At 64.1% G+C, this 19,083-nt stretch carries 21 protein-coding genes; 11 read left to right on the top strand and 10 right to left on the bottom strand.

The genetic code is table 11. The features are described from left to right. Positions 1–48: 48 nt before the first annotated feature. The 4 genes from JV241A_RS06190 to JV241A_RS06175 all read left to right on the top strand — a co-directional run bounded on the left by JV241A_RS06190 (position 49) and on the right by JV241A_RS06175 (position 4,738). Positions 49–2,802, top strand: coding sequence for a response regulator (locus tag JV241A_RS06190; RefSeq protein WP_115085727.1), 2,754 nt, complete (start codon positions 49–51; stop codon positions 2,800–2,802). A gap of 76 nt (positions 2,803–2,878) precedes the next feature. Next, positions 2,879–3,868: a 2-hydroxyacid dehydrogenase gene (locus JV241A_RS06185; protein WP_134061583.1), complete on the top strand. Its 990-nt coding sequence runs from the start codon at positions 2,879–2,881 to the stop codon at positions 3,866–3,868. Between the two features lie 31 nt (positions 3,869–3,899). Further along, the gene (locus JV241A_RS06180; protein ID WP_115085725.1) at positions 3,900–4,337 is read left to right on the top strand and encodes a hypothetical protein; all 438 of its coding nucleotides are present in this window, start codon (positions 3,900–3,902) and stop codon (positions 4,335–4,337) included. After that, positions 4,316–4,738 (top strand): META domain-containing protein, encoded by a 423-nt coding sequence (locus JV241A_RS06175; protein WP_115085724.1) that lies wholly within the window; start codon positions 4,316–4,318, stop codon positions 4,736–4,738. Before JV241A_RS06180 ends, JV241A_RS06175 begins: the two co-directional genes overlap by 22 nt. Positions 4,739–4,837: 99 nt before the next feature. Here the strand turns inward: JV241A_RS06175 and JV241A_RS06170 are convergent, their stop codons facing one another. Further along, positions 4,838–5,302 carry a TlpA disulfide reductase family protein gene (locus tag JV241A_RS06170; RefSeq protein ID WP_115085723.1) on the bottom strand — a complete coding sequence of 155 codons (465 nt, stop codon included), beginning with the start codon at positions 5,300–5,302 and terminating at the stop codon, positions 4,838–4,840. Positions 5,303–5,388: 86 nt separating this feature from the next. Here JV241A_RS06170 and arsC point away from each other — a divergent pair, with 86 nt between their 5' ends. From arsC to JV241A_RS06155, 3 genes are read left to right on the top strand one after another with little or no spacing between them, the layout of a single operon-like run. Next, entirely contained in the window at positions 5,389–5,742 is a 354-nt protein-coding gene (arsC, locus tag JV241A_RS06165) for an arsenate reductase (glutaredoxin) (RefSeq protein ID WP_134061581.1), read from the top strand. Further along, complete coding sequence (wrbA, locus tag JV241A_RS06160) at positions 5,739–6,344, top strand: NAD(P)H:quinone oxidoreductase (RefSeq protein WP_115085721.1); 606 nt, start codon at positions 5,739–5,741, stop codon at positions 6,342–6,344. Before arsC ends, wrbA begins: the two co-directional genes overlap by 4 nt. Continuing rightward, a complete protein-coding gene (locus JV241A_RS06155) occupies positions 6,337–6,753 on the top strand; it encodes a DUF2069 domain-containing protein (protein WP_115085720.1) in 417 nt (138 codons plus the stop codon). Before wrbA ends, JV241A_RS06155 begins: the two co-directional genes overlap by 8 nt. An 81-nt stretch (positions 6,754–6,834) precedes the next feature. On the opposite strand, the gene JV241A_RS06150 is transcribed toward JV241A_RS06155, so the two are convergent. Together JV241A_RS06150 and ttcA are read right to left on the bottom strand one after the other, a co-directional pair. After that, a complete protein-coding gene (locus tag JV241A_RS06150) occupies positions 6,835–7,506 on the bottom strand; it encodes a DNA-3-methyladenine glycosylase I (RefSeq protein WP_134061579.1) in 672 nt (223 codons plus the stop codon). Between the two features lie 5 nt (positions 7,507–7,511). Beyond that, positions 7,512–8,336: a tRNA 2-thiocytidine(32) synthetase TtcA gene (gene ttcA / locus JV241A_RS06145; protein WP_115085718.1), complete on the bottom strand. Its 825-nt coding sequence runs from the start codon at positions 8,334–8,336 to the stop codon at positions 7,512–7,514. A 266-nt stretch (positions 8,337–8,602) separates the two neighbouring features. Between ttcA and JV241A_RS06140 the strand changes: the two genes are divergently transcribed. Together JV241A_RS06140 and JV241A_RS06135 are read left to right on the top strand one after the other, a co-directional pair. After that, on the top strand, positions 8,603–9,202 hold the full coding sequence (locus JV241A_RS06140; protein ID WP_010220386.1) for a Yip1 family protein: 600 nt from the start codon (positions 8,603–8,605) through the stop codon (positions 9,200–9,202). Positions 9,203–9,343: 141 nt separating this feature from the next. Beyond that, on the top strand, positions 9,344–9,838 hold the full coding sequence (locus JV241A_RS06135; RefSeq protein ID WP_115085717.1) for a SprT family zinc-dependent metalloprotease: 495 nt from the start codon (positions 9,344–9,346) through the stop codon (positions 9,836–9,838). A 126-nt stretch (positions 9,839–9,964) separates the two neighbouring features. Here the strand turns inward: JV241A_RS06135 and JV241A_RS06130 are convergent, their stop codons facing one another. The 4 genes from JV241A_RS06130 to JV241A_RS06115 all read right to left on the bottom strand — a co-directional run bounded on the left by JV241A_RS06130 (position 9,965) and on the right by JV241A_RS06115 (position 14,306). Beyond that, on the bottom strand, positions 9,965–11,287 hold the full coding sequence (locus JV241A_RS06130) for a dicarboxylate/amino acid:cation symporter (protein ID WP_010220388.1): 1,323 nt from the start codon (positions 11,285–11,287) through the stop codon (positions 9,965–9,967). A 271-nt stretch (positions 11,288–11,558) separates the two neighbouring features. Further along, positions 11,559–12,914: an ATP-binding protein gene (locus tag JV241A_RS06125; RefSeq protein ID WP_134061577.1), complete on the bottom strand. Its 1,356-nt coding sequence runs from the start codon at positions 12,912–12,914 to the stop codon at positions 11,559–11,561. Beyond that, positions 12,911–13,588: a response regulator gene (locus JV241A_RS06120; protein WP_010220390.1), complete on the bottom strand. Its 678-nt coding sequence runs from the start codon at positions 13,586–13,588 to the stop codon at positions 12,911–12,913. Before JV241A_RS06120 ends, JV241A_RS06125 begins: the two co-directional genes overlap by 4 nt. Before the next feature lie 115 nt (positions 13,589–13,703). Beyond that, positions 13,704–14,306 carry an outer membrane beta-barrel protein gene (locus JV241A_RS06115; protein WP_115085715.1) on the bottom strand — a complete coding sequence of 201 codons (603 nt, stop codon included), beginning with the start codon at positions 14,304–14,306 and terminating at the stop codon, positions 13,704–13,706. 142 nt (positions 14,307–14,448) lie between these two features. Here JV241A_RS06115 and JV241A_RS06110 point away from each other — a divergent pair, with 142 nt between their 5' ends. Both JV241A_RS06110 and JV241A_RS06105 read left to right on the top strand, forming a co-directional pair. After that, entirely contained in the window at positions 14,449–15,246 is a 798-nt protein-coding gene (locus JV241A_RS06110) for a dienelactone hydrolase family protein (RefSeq protein WP_134061575.1), read from the top strand. Between the two features lie 116 nt (positions 15,247–15,362). After that, positions 15,363–16,064 (top strand): 4'-phosphopantetheinyl transferase superfamily protein, encoded by a 702-nt coding sequence (locus JV241A_RS06105; protein ID WP_115085713.1) that lies wholly within the window; start codon positions 15,363–15,365, stop codon positions 16,062–16,064. 3 nt (positions 16,065–16,067) lie between these two features. Here the strand turns inward: JV241A_RS06105 and JV241A_RS06100 are convergent, their stop codons facing one another. From JV241A_RS06100 to JV241A_RS06090, 3 genes are read right to left on the bottom strand one after another with little or no spacing between them, the layout of a single operon-like run. After that, the gene (locus JV241A_RS06100; RefSeq protein WP_134061573.1) at positions 16,068–16,604 is read right to left on the bottom strand and encodes an IucA/IucC family C-terminal-domain containing protein; all 537 of its coding nucleotides are present in this window, start codon (positions 16,602–16,604) and stop codon (positions 16,068–16,070) included. Continuing rightward, a complete protein-coding gene (locus JV241A_RS06095) occupies positions 16,601–18,217 on the bottom strand; it encodes an ATP-binding protein (protein ID WP_115085711.1) in 1,617 nt (538 codons plus the stop codon). Before JV241A_RS06095 ends, JV241A_RS06100 begins: the two co-directional genes overlap by 4 nt. Further along, positions 18,214–18,936, bottom strand: a complete 723-nt coding sequence (locus JV241A_RS06090; protein WP_115085710.1) for a response regulator transcription factor — start codon at positions 18,934–18,936, stop codon at positions 18,214–18,216. Before JV241A_RS06090 ends, JV241A_RS06095 begins: the two co-directional genes overlap by 4 nt. Between the last annotated feature and the right edge of the window lie 147 nt (positions 18,937–19,083).

The raw sequence follows: 19,083 nt of genomic DNA, 5'->3' as shown, positions 1-19,083 counted from the left end.
CAGGAGCTGGCGGAGGCTTACAGCGCTTACCGGGCACAGGAGAGTGGCGTGCTGAATAGATTGGGGATCAGAAGCCGCGTGCTGTTGCTCGCCTTGTTACCAGCCGGCCTGATGGCGCTGGTGCTGGGCGGCTACTTCACCTGGTTGCAGCAGAGCGAGCTGCAGACCCAACTGCTGCAACGCGGCAAGATGATTGCCGAGCAGCTGGCCCCGCTGGTGGCGCCAGCCCTGGCGCGACACGACCCGGCGCAGCTGGAGCGTATCGCCGCCCAAGCCCTGGAGCAGTCCGACGTGCGTGCCGTGGCCTTCCTCGGCCCCGACCGCAACGCCCTGGCCCACGCCGGCCCGAGCATGCTCAACCAGGCGCCCACCGGCGGTGGCACGCAGTTGCTGCAACGCACCGGCAATGACGCCACCCGTTACCTGCTGCCGGTGTTCGGCCGCCACCGCGACCTGGCCGGCGAGCTGATCCCAGGTGAAGCCGACCGCCTGCTCGGCTGGGTGGAAATCGAGCTGTCCCACGACGGCACCCTGCTGCGCGGCTATCGCAGCCTGTTCACCAGCCTGCTGCTGATCCTGCTGGGGCTGGCCGCCACTGCCCTGCTGGCCTTGCGCATGAGCCGCACGATCAACGGCCCGATCGGCCAGATCAAGTACGCCGTCACCCAGTTAAAAGATGGCAACCTGGAAGAACGCCTGCCGCAAATGGGCAGTTACGAACTGGACGAGCTGGCTGCGGGCATCAACCGCATGGCCGAAACCCTGCACAACGCCCATGAAGAACTGCAGCACAGTATCGACCAGGCCACCGAAGACGTACGCCAGAACCTGGAAACCATCGAGATCCAGAACATCGAGCTGGACATGGCGCGCAAGGAAGCCCTGGAGGCCAGCCGGATCAAGTCCGAGTTCCTCGCCAACATGAGCCACGAGATCCGTACGCCGCTAAACGGCATCCTCGGCTTCACTCATCTGCTGCAAAAAAGCGAACTGACCCCGCGCCAGCTCGACTACCTGGGCACCATCGAAAAGTCCGCCGGCAGCCTCCTGGGAATCATCAACGAGATCCTCGACTTCTCCAAGATCGAGGCCGGCAAGCTGGTGCTCGACAGTATCCCGTTCAACCTGCGCGACCTGATCCAGGACACCCTGACCATCCTCGCCCCGGCCGCCCATGCCAAACAGCTGGAGCTGGTCAGCCTGGTGTATCGCGATACGCCGCTGTCGCTGGTCGGCGACCCGCTGCGGCTCAAGCAGATCCTCACCAACCTGGTCAGCAACGCCATCAAGTTCACCCGCGAAGGCACCATCGTTGCCCGGGCCATGCTCGAAGAGGAACGTGAAGACAGCGTGCAACTGCGCATCAGCGTTCAGGACACCGGTATCGGCCTGTCCAGCCAGGATGTGCGGGCGCTGTTCCAGGCCTTCAGCCAGGCCGACAACTCGTTGTCGCGCCAGCCCGGCGGCACCGGTCTGGGCCTGGTAATTTCCAAGCGCCTGATCGAACAGATGGGCGGCGAGATCGGCGTCGACAGCACCCCCGGCGAAGGTTCGCAGTTCTGGGTCAGCCTGAGCCTGCCCAAGGCCCGCGACGATGCCGAAGACCTGCCCATGCAACCGCTGGTGGGCCGCCGGGTTGCGATTGTCGACAGCCACGAACTGGCACGTCAGGCCCTGGAGCATCAACTGGAAGACTGCGGCCTGAGCGTCAGCCTGTTCGCCACCGTCGAACAATTGCTGCACGCGGTCGAAGCCGCCACCCTGGCCGGGCAACCCTTCGAGCTGGCGGTGCTCGGGGTCAACCTCGACAGCGTCTCGCCGGAACGCCTCGGCCAGTACATCCAGCAACTGGAGCACCTGGCCTGCCAGGCTCTGGTGCTGTGCCCGACCACCGAACAGGCGCTCTATCATCCGTACCTGCCCAACGCCCACGGCCAATTGCAGGCCAAGCCTGCGTGCACGCGCAAGCTGCGCCGGGCGCTGGTCGAGATGGTCCAGCCGCGGCGTCCGGGCAGCGAGAGCAAGCCGGTGTCCGACCAGCCGTTGCCGAAGGTGCTGTGCGTCGACGACAATCCGGCCAACCTGCTGCTGGTACAAACCCTGCTGGAAGACCTCGGTGCCGAAGTGCTGGCGGTCGACAGCGGTTATGCGGCGGTTCAGGCGGTGCAGGACGAGCGTTTCGACCTGGTGCTGATGGACGTGCAGATGCCCGGCATGGACGGGCGCGAATGTACCGAACAGATCCGCCAGTGGGAAAGCAGCCAGAGCGGCGCGCCCCTGCCGATCGTCGCCCTCACCGCCCACGCCATGGCCAACGAAAAACGCGCCCTGCTGCACAGCGGCATGGATGACTACCTGACCAAGCCGATCAGCGAACGGCAACTGGCCCAGGTGGTGCTCAAATGGACCGGCCTGGCCCTGGGCGCACCGCGCCAGGAACGCTCGCTGGAATCCACGCCGGACAGCAGCGAACTCAAGGTGCTCGACCCGGAGGAAGGCTTGCGCCTGGCAGCCGGCAAGCCGGACCTGGCCGCCGACATGCTGGCCATGCTGCTGGCGTCGCTGGAGTCCGACCGCGAAGCGATTCGTGCGGCCCGCGAGGTCGCTGACCGCAATGGCATGATCGAGCGCGTGCACCGGCTCAATGGCGCCTCGCGCTATTGCGGGGTGCCACAATTGCGTGCTGCCTGCCAACGCAGTGAAACCTTGCTCAAGCAGGATGACCCGCAAGCGCCGCAAGCCCTCGACGAACTGGACCGGGCCATCACCCGGCTCACGGCCCAGGCGCGGATGAGCGCCTGAACCCTGGCTGACCTGGGGCAAGCCTTGATCCTTGCCCCTTGGTTAAACTTTCAGGCAAAGCCTTCAGGAAGATCCCATGCGCGTATTGTTTTTCAGCAGCCAGGCCTACGACCAGGACAGCTTCACCAGCGCCACAGCCGTGCCGGGGCTTGAGCTGCACTTCCAGCCTGCACGCCTGACCGCAGACACCGCAGCGCTGGCCGCCGGCCATGAAGTGGTCTGCGCTTTCATCAACGACGACCTCGGCGCTGGCGTACTGGAACGCCTGGCGGCGGCCGGCACGCGCTTGATCGCCCTGCGTTCGGCCGGTTACAACCATGTCGACCTGGCCGCCGCCAAACGCCTGGGCCTGGCCGTGGTGCGGGTGCCCGCCTACTCGCCCCACGCCGTGGCCGAACATGCGGTGGCGCTGATCCTGGCGCTCAACCGGCGCCTGCACCGGGCCTACAACCGCACCCGCGAAGGCGACTTCACCCTGCACGGCCTGACCGGCTTCGACCTGCACGGCAAGACCGTCGGCGTGGTCGGCACCGGGCAGATAGGCGCGGCCTTTGCGCGGATCATGGCCGGTTTCGGTTGCCAGCTGCTGGCCTACGACCCCTACCCCAATCCCGAACTGCTGGCGCTGGGCGCGCGCTACCTGAGCCTGCCGGAGCTGCTACGCCAGGCGCAGGTTATCAGCCTGCACTGCCCGCTGACCGACGACACCCGTCACCTGATCAACGCCCAGAACCTTGCCGACCTGCAACCCGGTGCCATGCTGATCAACACCGGCCGCGGCGCCCTGGTCGACACCCCGGCGCTGATCGAGGCGCTGAAAAGCGGCCAGCTCGGCTACCTGGGGCTGGATGTCTATGAAGAGGAAGCCCAGCTGTTCTTCGAAGACCGCTCCGACCTGCCATTGCAGGACGACGTGCTGGCACGGCTGCTGACCTTCCCCAATGTGATCGTCACCGCCCACCAGGCCTTCCTCACCCGCGAGGCGCTGGCTGCCATTGCCGCCACCACCCTGGACAACATAACCCGCTGGGCGGCGGGCAATCCGCAGAACTTGGTCGAGGGTTGATGCTAGGATACGCGGCAGATTTGGAGGACCCATGGTCGAACACGATTTCCGCTACACCCTGTTTAACCCGCAACACACCCTGATCGAGTGCCGCGCCCTGGTGCCGGGCCGCTATCAAGTGACCGGCAACGGCGGCTCGATCCAGAAGAACGACGTTCTGCTGGTGACCCTCAAGGGCAGCAAGGATTTGTCCATGCGCCTGACCGTGGAATCCGTGCGCCACCTGATCAACCCGACCGGCCAATGGGTCGCGGTGGCCAGTGGCCCGGTGTTCGGCGAGCTGGCGATCCATACCTGGGACGTCAACTGCGACAGCTGCCAGGCAACCCTGAACTTCGAGTTCGCGGTCGACGCCAAACTGGGCAAAAAAGCCCAGCAACCGGCCGCCACTGCGCGCATCGCCGAACTCGGCTGGATCAGCCGCGGCGACAAACACCTGTGCCCGAAATGCAAGGAGACGGCCCAGTGAAAACGCTGTTGCTCTCAGCCCTGACCGGCACGGCCCTGCTGGGTTGCGCCGCCGAGCCGATGAAGCTGGAACAGGAACGCAGCTACCTGCTGGAGTGGATTGGCGAGCGTCCGCTAATGGACTACAGCCACCTGACCCTGACCCTGGCCACCGACGGCCGCGCCTATGGCAATGCCGGCTGCAACCACTGGTTCGCGCCTTACCAGCTGGACGGCGACAAGCTGACCTTCGGCAAGGTCGGCAGTACCCGCAAGCTGTGCGCGCCGGCGCTGATGGAGCAGGAAAAACGCTTCCTCCAGGCGCTGGAAACCGTGCAGCGTTGGGATATCTCGCCGATCGAGCAGGTGCGCTTCTGGCCGGCCGAGGGCAAGCCACTGCGTTTCTGGCCTGAGGAAGGCTGACTTAAGCGGCAAGCCACAAGCTTCAAGCAGCAAGTAAAAGCAGACTGTGCGCGGTCTTGCTCTATCTTGCAGCTTGTCGCTTGTAGCTTGAATCTGCTGTCAAGCGCCCTTGAGCGCCTTGATCTTCTGGTTCAACCCCTCAAGCGTCTGCTCGCCCATCAACTGCTCCCTTACCTTGCCCTTGTCATCGATGATGTAGGTCACCGGCAAGGCTTCACTACGCGGCAGTTGGTAACGCTCGGCCGGGTCGCTGGCCAGCACCGTGAAGCCGATGCCCAGCGCTTCGCTGGCCTTTTTCAGGTCTTCTCCCTGCAGGCCGTCGAAGTTCACCCCGAGCACCTGCACGCCCTGCCCCTGCCATTGCTTGGCAGCAGCGTTGAGTTCGGGAATTTCTATGCGGCACGGGCCGCACCATTCCGCCCAGTAGTTGAGCACCAGCCAGTGCCCTTCAATCTGCTCGGCTTTCACTGCCTGGCCGTGCTGGTCCAGACCGTAATCTGCACCGCATCCGCCGAGCAACAGGCTCGCGGTGATGGCCAGTGCTGCTGCCAAACGCCTTGTCATGGGTCAATCCTTCTCGAAGATTCAAGCAAAATGCGAAGTCGCTGCGGTTAGAATAGCCGCCACACCCTGCTGGATGCGACCCGAACATGACTGACCTGACCCTCTATCACAATCCGCGCTGCTCCAAATCCCGTGGCGCCCTCGAGCTGCTCGAAGCCCGCGGCCTGGCCCCGACCGTGGTGCGCTACCTGGAAACCCCGCCGACTGCCAGCGAACTCAAGGCCCTGCTCGGCAAGCTGAACATCAGTGCACGCCAGCTGCTGCGCAGCGGTGAAGACGAATACAAAACACTCAACCTGGCCGACGCCAGCCTCAGCGAGGCGCAGTTGATCGAAGCCATGGTCCAGCACCCCAAGCTGATCGAGCGGCCAATCCTGATTGCCGGCGATAAAGCCGTGATCGGCCGGCCACCGGAGAAGGTGCTGGAGCTCCTGCCGTGAGCGCGCCGTACATCCTGATCCTGTTCTACAGCCGTCACGGCTCGACCAGCGAGATGGCCCGGCAAATTGCCCGCGGCGTCGAGATGGCCGGCCTGGAAGCGCGCATCCGCACCGTACCGGCGATTTCCACCGAGTGCGAAGCGGTAGCCCCGGACATCCCCGATACCGGCGCGCTGTACGCTACCCTGGACGACCTGCGCCATTGCTCGGGCCTGGCCCTGGGCAGCCCGACGCGCTTTGGCAACATGGCCGCGCCGCTCAAGTACTTCATCGACGGCACCAGCAGCCTGTGGCTGAGCGGCGGCCTGGTCGGCAAGCCGGCGGCGGCGTTCACCTCCACCGCCAGCCTGCACGGCGGCCAGGAATCGACCCTGCTGTCGATGCTGCTGCCGCTGATGCACCACGGCATGCTGATCATGGGCCTGCCCTACAGCGAGTCGGCGCTGCTGGAAACCCGCGGCGGCGGCACCCCTTACGGCGCCAGCCACCATGCCGGTGCCGACGGCAAGCGCGATCTGGATGCCGACGAAATCGCCCTGTGCCGCGCCCTTGGCCAGCGCCTGGCGACCACCGCCAACCTGCTGGAGAACGGCCGTGGCTAAAAAGCCCAAGGTGCTGCCCCCGATCGCATGGCTGACGCCGCGCCTGCGCCTGACCCGGGCGCTGAGCCTGGCGAGCTTTTTCGGCCTGATCGCCTTGCTGACCCTGAACAACCTGCTGTTCGCCGACCTGCACGGTGCGCGGGTCGGGGTGATCCTGGCGATTGAACTGGTGCCGCTGGTCCTGCTGTTGCCAGGCATGCTCCTGGGCAACGCCCGCGCCCACGCCTGGACCTGCTTTGTGGTCAACCTGTACTTCATCAAGGGCGTGCTGGCCGCGTTCGACCCGGCCCGGGCACTGTTCGGCTGGCTGGAAGTGGCGATCAGCCTGGCGCTGTTCGTCAGTGCCCTGCTGTATGTGCGCTGGCGCTTTCAGTATGAGCGGCGGCTGGCGGGGGAAGGTTCGAACTAAGAGTTGAATCCATCGCTGGCAAGCCAGCTCCCACAGGGTTTTGTGGGAGCTGGCTTGCCAGCGATCATGGCACCACCGATCTCAGTGGTTGACGGTATGCGCCAGCATCACCGACAGCTGGCACAACGGCCGCCCACTCTCGGCATGCCACTGATTGAAGGCATCCTGCACCAGGGCCAGATCGCGCTGGCTGGTCGGCGGCTTGTCGATGATGTCCTGGGCGATCAACGCCGCAGCCATGTCATTGGTGGGGATGAACGTGTCCTTGCCGCACATGCGCAAGAAGCGCGGCGCCGACAGCCCGCCCAACTGGTTGCCATGCTTGGCCAGGTACTTCCACAGGCCGACGATATCGGTCACCGGCCAGTCGGCGATAAACGCACCGAAACTGCCGAATTCCTTCTCGATTTCGAGGATCATCTGCGCATTGCGCGGCACGCTCTTGAGCTTGCCCAGGTGGCGGATGATCCGCGTGTCCTGCATCAGCCGCTCCAGGTGCTCGGCGCCCATCAGCACGACCTTTTCCGGGTCGAAGCCAAAGAACACCTGCTCGAAGGCCGGCCATTTGGCGTCCACCAGGCTGTGCTTCAAACCGGCGCGAAACACCCGCAGGGCCAGGGTCGACAGGTAACGGTCGGCGCCGATCGCGCGCAACTGCTCGGGGCTTTTCGCCTGGGGCAGGTGCGCTTCGAGGGCGGAGGCCGAGCCGAAGCGGTTCAGGCAGTACTCATGCAGCCAGTGGTAATCGCGCATGGCCGTCAGATGTTCAGCACGTCGACAAAGCGCGGGGTGGCGGTCTCGTCGATCTTCAGGCTGGTGAAGTCGAACAGGTTGCGGTCAGCCAGTTGCGACGGCACCACGTTCTGCAGGCCACGGAAGATGTTCTCGGTACGCCCCGGGGTCTTGCGCTCCCACTCCACCAGCATGTCCTTGACCACCTGACGCTGCAGGTTTTCCTGCGAGCCGCAGAGGTTGCACGGGATGATCGGGAATTCGCGCATGTCCGAGTAGGCCTGGATGTCCTTCTCGCTGCAGTAGGCCAGCGGGCGGATCACCACGTTGCGCCCGTCATCGGCACGCAGCTTGGGCGGCATGGCCTTGAGGGTGCCGTTGAAGAACATGTTGAGGAAGAAGGTCTCGACGATGTCGTCGCGGTGATGCCCCAGGGCCATCTTGGTCGCGCCGATCTCGTCGGCGAAGGTGTACAGGGTGCCGCGACGCAGGCGCGAGCACAGCGAGCAGGTGGTCTTGCCTTCCGGGATCAATTCCTTGACCACCGAGTAGGTGTCCTTCTCGACGATGTGGTACTCGACGCCAAGCGTCTCGAGGTAGGCCGGCAGCACGTGCTCGGGGAAGCCCGGCTGCTTCTGGTCCATGTTCACCGCAACGATGTCGAACTTGATCGGCGCCACTTTCTGCAGGTGCAGCAGAACATCGAGCATGGTGTAGCTGTCTTTGCCGCCGGACAGGCAGACCATGACCTTGTCACCGTCTTCGATCATGTTGAAGTCGGTGATGGCTTCGCCGGCGAGACGACGCAGGCGTTTTTGCAGTTTGTTCTGGTTGACCGAAAGGGTGCCCATAGCGCTTGGAATCCGCGAGGTGTGACAAAAGCCGAACATTTTACCCTTAAACCGCAGGTGGGCGTAGGCCAATCCGATAAAGACTGCATTGTGATTAAGCACGCCCCTGACAGCGCGATTTGCTCTAAAAAGCCGGCTTTGTGCGGCGAACGCCTTTCTATACTGCGACATAAGGCCACACAAAGGTGACCTCCAACCTCTGGCCCAGACTTGGGGCCGCAAGCGCTCCACTGGGGGGCGATGGCAACAACGAAGGAGTGACCGGCATGATCCATCACGTTGTTGGGCTATTTACCCATCCCGATCAGGAATGGAAAGAAATACGCGGTGAAGAAGAAAGCATCAGCCACATGTACCTGACCCACACGCTGATCCTCGCCGCGATCCCGGCGATCTCGGCGTTTATCGGTACCACCCAGGTCGGCTGGGTCATTGGCGATCGCGCCCCGGTCATGCTGACCCAGGAAAGCGCACTGTGGATGACCATCATGTCCTACCTGGCCATGCTCGGCGGCGTGGCGGTGATGGGCGCGTTCATCCACTGGATGGCCCGCACCTACGACGCCAACCCCAGCCTGGCGCGCTGCATTGCCTTTGCCACCTACACCGCAACGCCGCTGTTCATTGGCGGCCTGGCGGCGCTGTACCCGCACCTGTGGCTGGGCATGATCGTCGGCACCGCCGCGGTGTGCTACACGGTTTATCTGCTGTATGTCGGCCTGCCGACTTTCATGAACATTCCTTCCGATGAGGGCTTTCTGTTCTCGAGTTCGGTACTGGCGGTAGGGCTGGTGGTGCTGGTCGCCATCATGGCCTTTACCGTGATTGTCTGGGGACTGGGCGTGGGGCCCGTCTACACCAACTAACCCAAACCATTAGAATCAACGGCAACATAGGTGCAACAACCTTCAGGCCGCCGCAAGGCGGCCTGATGCTGTGCGCTGACAGGTGGCTCGGCAGCGCCGCCGCGGTTGCGGCATAATTATCGGCCAGGAGTGTTCCCCGATATGCCCGAACTGCTCAAATCCCGCGTCGAAACCTGTTACCAGCAAGCCGAAACCTTTTTCAAACGCCCCTTCCCGCGCCCCGAAGTCAGCTTCAAGCTGCGCGGACAGAAGGCCGGCGTCGCGCACCTGCACGAGAACCTGCTGCGCTTCAACCTGCAGCTGTACCGCGAGAACAGCGACGACTTCCTCAAACAGACGGTGCCCCACGAGGTCGCCCACCTGGTTGCGCACCAGCTGTTTGGCGACCGCATCCAGCCCCATGGCGAGGAATGGCAATTGATCATGCGCGGCGTGTACGAGCTGCCGCCGCACCGTTGCCACAACTACGCGGTCAAGCGCCGCACGGTGACCCGCTATATCTACCGCTGCCCCTGTGCCGGCAGCGACTTCCCGTTTTCGGCCCAACGCCACAGCCTGGTGCGCCAGGGGCGGCGGTACCTGTGCCGGCGCTGCCGCAATACCCTGGTGTATAGCGGCGAGACCCGGGTGGAGTAAAAGCATCGCGGGGCAAGCCCGCTCCCACCCCATCTGTAGGAGCGGGCTTGCCCCGCGATGAAGCCCCCCCGCAGACACAAAAAAGCCCATCCGAAGATGGGCTTTTTGCGTTACGCAGCCTGCCTGTTAGCGAGCAGGACCTTCAGCCACGCCCAGGTCATCCATCGGACGGGTGTCAGTCAGTGGCGAACCACCGGAAGCCAGCTCGGCCTGCAGCTTGTCTTCGTCCAGCTCGTTGACCCACTTGGCCACGACCACAGTGGCCACGGCGTTACCGATCAAGTTGGTCAGGGCGCGGGCTTCGGACATGAAGCGGTCGATGCCGAGGATCAGCGCAAGGCCGGCAACCGGCAGATGGCCAACAGCCGACAAGGTCGCGGCGAGCACGATGAAACCACTACCGGTAACGCCCGCAGCACCTTTGGAAGCCACCAGCAGCACCAGTAGCAGGGTGATCTGGTGGGTGATGTCCATGGTGGTGTCGGTCGCCTGGGCGATGAACACGGCGGCCATGGTCAGGTAGATCGAGGTACCGTCGAGGTTGAACGAGTAGCCGGTCGGGATCACCAGGCCTACCACGGATTTCTTCGCGCCCAGACGCTCCATCTTGGTCAGCATGCGTGGCAGCGCCGACTCCGAAGAAGAAGTACCCAGAACGATCATCAGCTCTTCACGGATGTAGCGGATCAGCTTGAGGATGCTGAAGCCGTGGGCGCGGGCGATACTGCCGAGCACCACCAGGATGAACAGCACGCAGGTGACGTAGAAGCAGATCATCAGCTGGCCCAGTTGCACCAGCGAACCGACGCCGTACTGGCCGATGGTGAAGGCCATGGCACCGAAGGCACCGACTGGCGCCAGCTTCATGATCATGTTGATGATGTTGAACATGACATGGGCGAAGCGGTCGATCAGGTCCAGCAGCGGCTTGCCGTAGGCACCCAGGCGATGCAGGGCGAAGCCGAAGATCACCGAGAACATCAGCACTTGCAGGATATCGCCGTTGGCGAAGGCGCCGACCACGGTGTTGGGGATGATGTTGAGCAGGAAGCCCACGGTGGTCTGCTGCGCGCCGGCGGCGGCGTAAGCGGCCACACTGCTGGCGTTCAGGGTGCTGACGTCGATGTGCATGCCGGCGCCAGGCTTGACCACGTTGACCACGACCAGGCCGATGATCAGGGCGATGGTCGAGACGATTTCGAAGTAGAGCAGCGCGTAGCCACCGGTCTTGCCGACCGATTTCATGTTCTGCATGCCGGCGATGCCGCTGACCACGGTGCAGAAGATGATCGGGGCGATGACCATTTTGATCAGTTTGACGAACCCGTCACCCAGCGGCTTCAGGGCCACGCCGGTTTCAGGGTAGTAATGGCCCAGCAGGATACCGATGGTGATCGCTACTAACACCTGGATATACAGCGATTTGTACAGTGGCTGACGCGTCGTCATGGCTAATTCCTCAAGGGTACCGGCCCATCCTTCCCAGGATGCGGGGTACCTAAAGCGCGAACCCTCCTGCACTGGAGGGATTTGTTGTGTCGAGCTGCCTGGCAGAACTCTGATGAGTCCATAGCAAGCCCGATGCCAAAATGCGCTTTAACGGTGCAAGCCCCGGTTTTACGGGGCTGCAATGCACAACGAGGTTGCAGGTTGACGCGATGGGGTTGGCGGTTTTCCGCACGCCACGGAAAAGAATCCGACAATGATGGCGGTAATCCGCCTAGGTATTTCTTTCCAACTCGAAGCGAATGCGAAAGGCAGCACCGCCCAGTGGCGAGTCATCGAGGGTCAAGGTCGCGTCGTAGCTTTCGATGATGTCCTTGACCACCGCCAGGCCAATGCCCTGCCCCGGGTTCTGCCGGTCGAGACGCTCGCCACGCTGCAGGATGCGCTCGCGCTGGTCGGGCGGCACACCCGGGCCGTCGTCCTCGATACACAGCACCACCTGCGTTTCGCCCGCCTGCAGACTGATGCGCACCTGGTTCAGGCACAGGCGGTAGGCGTTTTCCAGCAGGTTGCCAAGCAGTTCGAGCAAGGCGCCCTGCTCCATCGGCACCATCGCATTCGCCGGCACATCCACACTGATGTGCACGTGTTTGTCGCGATAGACCTTGGCCAGGGTGCTGCACAGGCTGTCGAGCAACGGCCGCAACTGCACCTGGTGGCGCACCAGGCCGCTCTTGCGCAGGCTGGCGCGTTGCAGCTGATAGTCGATCTGCTGGCTCATGCGTTCGATCTGGCTTTGCAGCACCCGCGCCTGTTCACGGTCTTCGCGGCGCTGGGCCATGCTTTCGCTGACCCCCTGGAGCACGGTCAGCGGGGTTTTCAGGCTGTGGGCCAGATCGCCCAGCGAATCGCGGTAGCGCCGGCGCTGCTCACGCTCGCTGCGCAGCAGGCGGTTGAGCGAGTCGGTCAGGCGCAGCAGTTCACGCGGATGCTCGCCGCTCAGGCCTTCGCGGGCACCTGATTCGACATCATCGAGTTCGCGGCTCATCTGCCGCAGTGAACGCAGGCCCCAGGTCAGACCGGCCCAGAGCAGCACCAGCAAAGCCAGCAACGCTGCGCCAAAGCCCAGGTAGAGCTTCTCACGCAGGCCATCGAGGGTGTGCTGGTATTCGCGCAGCGGCTGCAGGGCAACGATGCTGAAGGCGGCGGTCTTGCCGCCGAGCAGCTTGACCTCGACGTCATAGACGAAGAACTCCTCGCCATCGTCCTGGCGAATTCGCGCGAATTCGTTGCCACGGCCGTCATAACGCGGGGTGTAGTTGATGTTCTCGTCCGCCGTGGCCCGAGAGCGCCACACCAGGTTGCCCTGGCGGTCGTAGATGTAGCCGAGCAGGCGGCTGTCGGGCAGGTTGAATTTCTCGTCGGGCAACAGCACCGGCATCTGCAGGTTGCCGCCCTCGATGCGCGCGGCGGAAATCAACGTGGTGACGTCCGACGCCAGGCGCTGCTCGATCGACTCCTGCAAGGCCAGGCTGAAGGCCTTCTGCAAGGCCGGCAGCAAGCCGAGCATGAACAGTAGCGCCAGCACCGCGGCCGCCAGCATCAGACGCAGGCGTAGCGAACGGATCATCGGCAACGCTCGGTGAACAGGTAGCCCAGGCCACGCACGGTATCGATCGGCTTGAAGCCGTTGCTACCCTCAAGCTTGCGCCGCAAACGGCCGACCAGCACCTCGATGACGTTCGGATCGCGCTCGTCATCGTCCGGATACAGCTGCTCCATCAAGCGGTCCTTGGCCACCACCTGCTGGTGATGACGCATCAGGTATTCGAGGATGCGGTATTCATAGGCGGTCAGCGCCAGGGGCTGTTCGTCGAGGGTTGCCTGCTTGCGATTGAGGTCGAGCACCAGGGGGCCTGCGGCGATGGTCGACTGGGTAAAGCCGCTGGAGCGGCGCAGCAAGGCGTTGAGGCGGGCTTCGAGCTCTTCGAACTGGAAGGGTTTGACCACATAATCGTCGGCGCCGGCGGCCAGGCCTTCGACCTTGTCCTGCCAGTTGCCGCGGGCGGTGAGGATCAGGATCGGGAAGCTCTTGCCCTGGGACCGCAACTGGCGGATCAGGTCGAGCCCGCTCATGCCCGGCAGGCCCAGGTCGATCACCGCCAGGTCATGATTGAACTGCTCGGCCTGGTACAGGGCCTCCTCGGCATTGGCCACCGCTTCGACCACATGCCCGCTTTCCGTCAAGCGGCTGTACAAGTGATGACGCAAAAGTGCTTCATCCTCGACCACCAGCAGTTTCATACGCTCCTCCAGACCCGTGCCGGCCTTCATTGGCCAGTCAGTTTTGTAGACCGAATGCAGAATAACAGCGAACCGGCCGTGCGCATGCAGGCCGGTTCGGACATCGCCAGGCGACTTAGAACGCGTAGTTGGCCGACAGGTAGGTCTGGGCGCTGCTGTTCAGGCGCAGGCTGCCGACTTTCGGACCATCATGTTCGGACAGCTCGGTGCTGGCGTTGCTGCGCAGGTAACGGTAGCCCAGTTCCACCGAGGCATTGTCGCTGACTTGCTGCAACACGCCGGCTTGCAGGCCGATGGCGTAGCCGGTGTCGGTGTCGCGGCTGTAGCCGGAGGACTCCATGCTCATCTTGGTCAGGCCGGCGCTGGCGCCACCGAACAGCTTGGTGGTGCTGCCCAGCGGGTAGAACAGGTCGTAGCTGCCCAGCAGGTTTTCCTGGCGCACTTTCAGGCCGCTGTGGTCGTTGGAGACGTTGTCGTAGGTGAGGTAGTAGCGGCCCTGGTCGTTCATCTGGCCGACGCGGATGCCGTAGGTGCTGTCCTTGCTGATGATGCCGTCGGTGTTCAGGTGATCAGTGTTGCGGGTCAGCAGGCCGGACTTTTTCATCTTGTCGCTGGTCTGACCATAGGTGACGCCGGCGAAAGTGGTGTCAGCGGCCTGGGCGGCGGCGCTGGCGCCAAGGAAAGCAACGGTGAGCAGCAGGGTGTTGAGCTTTTTCATCGTGTGGTACTCCAGGTGATGCACTGTGTTGGTGTGGAAGCTAGAGTAAGCAAGCCGTCCTGAACCGCCGCTGAACCCAGGCTGAACCTCGGCTGAACAGCTGCACTGAGTGCAAAACCGACTGCAAGTAAGGAGTACGACCATGCGTTGTCTGCTCGCTCTGGCCCTGATCGGTGCCGCCAGCCTGGCCCAGGCGGCGGTGCAAACCCGTGAGATCCCCTACCAGGACGCCGACGGCAAGCGCCTGGTCGGCTACTACGCCTACGACGACGCCGCCGAGGGCAAGCGCCCGGGCGTGGTGGTGGTGCATGAATGGTGGGGGCTCAACGACTATGCCAAGCGCCGCGCCCGCGACCTTGCCGGGCTTGGCTACAGCGCCCTGGCCATCGACATGTATGGTGACGGCAAGACCACCGAGCACCCGGCCGATGCCCAGGCCTTCATGGCCGCCGCGCTTAAAGACCCGGATGCGGCGGCCGAGCGCTTTGATGCCGGGGTTGAGCTGCTGAAGATTCAGCCGCAGACCGATACCACGCAGATCGCCGCCATCGGCTACTGCTTCGGCGGCAAGGTGGTGCTCGACGCCGCGCGCCGCGGCGAAGCGCTGGCCGGTGTGGCCAGTTTCCATGGTGCGCTGGTGACCAACACGCCGGCGACGCCGGGCAGCGTCAAGGCCAAGGTGCTGGTCGAGCACGGCGCCAAAGACAGCATGGTGACGCCGGAGCAGGTGGAGAAATTCAAGGAAGAAATGGACGCGTCCGGAGCGAGCTATGAGTTCGTCAGTATTCCCGGAGCCAGGCATGGTTTTACCAATCCGGATGCCGACCGCCTGAGCCATGGCGGGCATGGCGGACCGGATATTGGCTATAACAAGGCCGCGGATGAAAGCTCGTGGGCGGATCTGCAGGCGTTCTTCAAGAAGATCTTCACTAAAGGTTGACCCCGGTAGGAGCGGGCTTGCCCCGCGATAGCGGTGTGACAGTCACGCCGCTATCGCGGGGCAAGCCCGCTCCTACACCGTGACACGTTGGCAGCAGCCACGGCACAATAGCGGCCATGAATCGACTGCCCACCTGCTGCGCCCCGCTCCTGCACCACTGGCCCCTGCCGCGTCCGGTCCCCGGCGCGATTCTGGTCAGTTGCCCGTTCGACCCGGCCCTGCTCGCCAGCGACGACTTCAGCCGCGCCGGTATCGAACAGACCGCCAGCCTGCAACGCTCGGTGGCCAAGCGCCAGGCCGAGTACCTGGCTGGCCGGGTGTGCGCCCGCGCGGCCTTGATGCAGCTCGATGGCCGCGACTATGTCCCGGGCACTGACGAAGACCGCGCCCCCATCTGGCCGGCCGGTATCAGTGGCTCGATCACCCACGGCAAAGGCTGGGCCGCCGCGGTGGTGGCGCGCAACAGCGATTGCCAGGGCCTGGGCCTGGATCAGGAAAGCCTGCTCAGCGACGAACGCGCGGAGCGCCTGGCCCGGGAGATTCTCACCGAAGCCGAAATGCAGCGCATGAACCCCAGCCAGGTGGGCCTGAGCGTGACCCTGACCTTCTCGCTGAAAGAAAGCCTGTTCAAGGCGCTCTATCCGATCGTCAGGCAGCGCTTCTATTTCGAGCACGCCGAAGTGCTGGAGTGGTCCGCCGACGGCCATGCACGCTTGCGTCTGCTGACCGACCTGTCGGCGCAGTGGCACCACGGCCGCGAGCTGGAAGGGCAGTTCTGCCTGCAGGATGATCAACTGTTGAGCCTGGTCAGCGTCTGAGCTTCAGGGCAGTAGCGGGCAGTGCTCGCAATGCCCGACCCAGTCGACCTTGTAACTCAGGCAGCAGGTACGGCGCCGACGCCGGCCCGCAGCATCCTGGCTGACAGCGGCATACAAGGGGCTGCCGGGCGTTTGCAGCAGCACCTGCAATCCTGAGCTGTCCACCCTGCCTTGCAGCGCCTGATCCAGGCAATCGCCGGCATTGCCCCACAACACCGCCATCGAAACCGGTCCCAGCTCGGCCAGGCGCACAACCAACGGTTGCAGATGCTCAGCGAACAGGTCCTGGCACGGTGTTGCTTCGGCGACCAGCGTGACCGGCAAACCGCGCGCATCCACCTGCACCGCGGTATCGCTGAAAGCCGACAAGGGTTCGCCCTCGCCCAACATCCGCCAGACCAGTGCGAAGTAATACTTCGACCACTGCGACACCAGCACCGGCCGTTGCGCAGGCATCAACTGGGGGCCATAAAGCGCCAGCAGCAGAGGGTCGAACCGTGCTTGGTCGAGCAAAGCCTGCAGGGCAATCGGCGAACTCATGCGCCGTCCTGATTGCGCGGCCAGTTCAGGCTGAAGCAGGCGCCGCCCAGGCGCTCGCTGTGCCCCACTGACGCTCGCCCGCCATGCCAATAGATGATCCGCCGCACGATCGACAAGCCCAGGCCATGCCCGCCCGAAGCGCGGGTGCGGCTGTCATCGAGGCGGGTGAAGGGGGTGAAGATGCGCTCCCAGACGCTTTCCGGCACGCCGGGGCCATCGTCCTCGACATCGATCCGGCAACGCTGCAGCCCCAACTGATAGCTGAGGCTGACCTGCGATTCGGCGTGGCGCATGGCGTTGCTGACCAGGTTCTGCAACGCCCGGTGCAGGTAGCGCGGCTCGGCCTCGACCCACGGTCCCTGCCCGTCCGGGCCTTTTTCACCGCCCTGGCACGGGCCACGCAGCACCCGCACCTCGCGGCGCAGCGGCGCCAGTTCAGCGATCACCTGGTCGAGCAAGGCATCCAGGTCGACCCGCTGGAAATGCAGGGCCGGCGCGCCCTGCTCCAGGCGCGCGTAGGTGAGCATCTCATCGACCAGCTTGTCCAGGTCCTGGATATCGCCATCCATGCCGGTCAGGTACTTGTCCCGGGCCTGGTCATTGCTGGCGCTGGCGATCATTTCCAGGCCAAAGCGCAGGCGCGCTACCGGCGTGCGCAGTTCGTGGGACACCGCCCGCACCAGCTCGCGCTGGATGGTCAGCGAGCGCTGCAGGTGTTCGGCCATGCCATTGAACGCCGCGGCCAGGCGCCCGACCGAATCGGCGTCGTCGGCGGCTACGCGGGTTTCCAGGCTGCCCTGGGCAATCAGCGTTGCGGCGGCTTCAAGCCCGGACAGGCGCCGTTCCAGCTGGCGCACCAGCAGGTAGACGATCAGGCCGATCAGGCACAGGCCCAGCACCGCAATCAGCACCAGCAGTTGCGGCGGATAGGGGTTCATCTGGTACAGCGGGCCGATTTCCAGCACCCAGGGCGTACCGACCAGGCCGGCGAACACACGGATCGAGTTGCCGTCCTTGCCCAGGGCCATCACCGTGTCGCCTTCGTCGATGCGTCGGCGCTGGTCTTCGTCCATGTTGGTCTGGCTGACCCGCTGCAGGCGCAGGTCGAAGCCAAAACCCTTGCTCTGCTTGAGTGCGGCCAGGCGCTGGGGCTGCTCGGCCACCGGGTAGCGCACCAGCTCATCGGCCAACAGGTAGATAGTGGCACGGGCCAGTTGCTCGCTGATCTGCTGCACTTCGCCAACCAGCAGCAAATCCTGGTCACCGACCTGACGCAGCACCTTGGCCGCGTGCGGGCCGGTCTTCTCGACCAATACCTGGCCGCGCTGCAACTGGCTGCGCTGGCTGCCGTCGAGGGCAGTGCTGCTCAGCACCTGCAACTCCAGCGGAATCCCCAGCAGGCGCTCCCAGATCAGCAGGGCGCGCTTGCGCTCGACAGCGTCCAGTGGCGCCAGGTTGTCAGCCATCAGGGTAAAGGTGCCGTGGGCCAGGCGCTCGCGGTACTGGCCGGCGCGCACCTCGTTGAGCAGATGCAGGCTGAGCACGCCCAGCACCGCCACCAGCACCAGGGCGGCGAGCATGCCGCCATAGATGCGCAGGAAGATCGAGTTCATTGCACCTGGCCCATGGCTTCGGCCGCTTCGCGGACGAACAGGTAACCTTTGCTGCGGATGGTCTTGATCATCCGCGGGTGCTCCGGGTCGTCGCCTATTTTCGGACGGATGCGCGAAATACGCACATCAATGGAGCGGTCCTGGCCGTCATAGCCGACGCCGCGCAGGGAAGTGAAGATCTCTTCGCGCGACAAGGTGCGCCCGGCGTTGCTCACCAGCAGCCATAAAAGGTCGAATTCGGCGCTGGTCAGTTCGATACCGCTGTCGTACAGCCAGGCCTCGCGCAGGGTGTTGTCGACCCGCAGCGGGCCGAACTGCAGGGCTTGCAGCGCTTGCGCCTCAGCCGGCGCCTCGCTGCGGCGCAACAGGGCATTGATGCGTGCCAGCAGCAAGCGCGGGCGCACCGGCTTGCATACGTAGTCGTCGGCGCCCAGGTCCAGGCCCTGGATCTGATCAAGGTCGTCGCTGCGCGCGGTCAGCATCAGGATCGGCCCGGGGTACTGTTGGCGCACCTTGCGGCAGATGCTCAGGCCGTCCTCGCCGGGCAGCATCAGGTCGAGGATCACCAGGTCCGGCTGCTCGGCAATAATCCGCGCCGCCGCCCGGGCGCCATCGCCCTCCACTTCCACGGCAAAGCCATTGGCCTGCAGGTATTCACGGGTCAGGTCGGCCAGCCGCTGGTCATCCTCGACGATCAATACCCGACTGCTCTGCTCCACGGCTCACCTCAACAGCTTGTTGTTATAAAGAGTGCCCACTTCACCAAAAGGCAACATTGGCCCCGGATACTACGTCGGGCACCCGCGCCTGCCAACCGCCGTTGCAAGCGGTTAAAAACCTGCGGGAAAGCCGCTCGGACAAGCCGA

The organism is Pseudomonas sp. JV241A (assembly GCF_900275665.1).
GTDB lineage: Bacteria > Pseudomonadota > Gammaproteobacteria > Pseudomonadales > Pseudomonadaceae > Aquipseudomonas > Aquipseudomonas wadenswilerensis.
This window is presented reverse-complemented; position numbering and strand designations above follow the sequence as displayed.

What these genes read in the sequence shown, in the direction of transcription:
- JV241A_RS06185 (WP_134061583.1), top strand. Translation starts at nt 2,879, where the DNA reads ATGCGCGTATTGTTTTTCAGCAGCCAGGCCTACGACCAGGACAGCTTC.
- JV241A_RS06180 (WP_115085725.1), top strand. Translation starts at nt 3,900, where the DNA reads ATGGTCGAACACGATTTCCGCTACACCCTGTTTAACCCGCAACACACC.
- JV241A_RS06175 (WP_115085724.1), top strand. Translation starts at nt 4,316, where the DNA reads ATGCAAGGAGACGGCCCAGTGAAAACGCTGTTGCTCTCAGCCCTGACC.
- JV241A_RS06170 (WP_115085723.1), bottom strand. Translation starts at nt 5,302, where the DNA reads ATGACAAGGCGTTTGGCAGCAGCACTGGCCATCACCGCGAGCCTGTTG.
- arsC (WP_134061581.1), top strand. Translation starts at nt 5,389, where the DNA reads ATGACTGACCTGACCCTCTATCACAATCCGCGCTGCTCCAAATCCCGT.
- JV241A_RS06150 (WP_134061579.1), bottom strand. Translation starts at nt 7,506, where the DNA reads ATGCGCGATTACCACTGGCTGCATGAGTACTGCCTGAACCGCTTCGGC.
- ttcA (WP_115085718.1), bottom strand. Translation starts at nt 8,336, where the DNA reads ATGGGCACCCTTTCGGTCAACCAGAACAAACTGCAAAAACGCCTGCGT.
- JV241A_RS06140 (WP_010220386.1), top strand. Translation starts at nt 8,603, where the DNA reads ATGATCCATCACGTTGTTGGGCTATTTACCCATCCCGATCAGGAATGG.
- JV241A_RS06135 (WP_115085717.1), top strand. Translation starts at nt 9,344, where the DNA reads ATGCCCGAACTGCTCAAATCCCGCGTCGAAACCTGTTACCAGCAAGCC.
- JV241A_RS06130 (WP_010220388.1), bottom strand. Translation starts at nt 11,287, where the DNA reads ATGACGACGCGTCAGCCACTGTACAAATCGCTGTATATCCAGGTGTTA.
- JV241A_RS06125 (WP_134061577.1), bottom strand. Translation starts at nt 12,914, where the DNA reads ATGATCCGTTCGCTACGCCTGCGTCTGATGCTGGCGGCCGCGGTGCTG.
- JV241A_RS06120 (WP_010220390.1), bottom strand. Translation starts at nt 13,588, where the DNA reads ATGAAACTGCTGGTGGTCGAGGATGAAGCACTTTTGCGTCATCACTTG.
- JV241A_RS06115 (WP_115085715.1), bottom strand. Translation starts at nt 14,306, where the DNA reads ATGAAAAAGCTCAACACCCTGCTGCTCACCGTTGCTTTCCTTGGCGCC.
- JV241A_RS06110 (WP_134061575.1), top strand. Translation starts at nt 14,449, where the DNA reads ATGCGTTGTCTGCTCGCTCTGGCCCTGATCGGTGCCGCCAGCCTGGCC.
- JV241A_RS06105 (WP_115085713.1), top strand. Translation starts at nt 15,363, where the DNA reads ATGAATCGACTGCCCACCTGCTGCGCCCCGCTCCTGCACCACTGGCCC.
- JV241A_RS06100 (WP_134061573.1), bottom strand. Translation starts at nt 16,604, where the DNA reads ATGAGTTCGCCGATTGCCCTGCAGGCTTTGCTCGACCAAGCACGGTTC.
- JV241A_RS06095 (WP_115085711.1), bottom strand. Translation starts at nt 18,217, where the DNA reads ATGAACTCGATCTTCCTGCGCATCTATGGCGGCATGCTCGCCGCCCTG.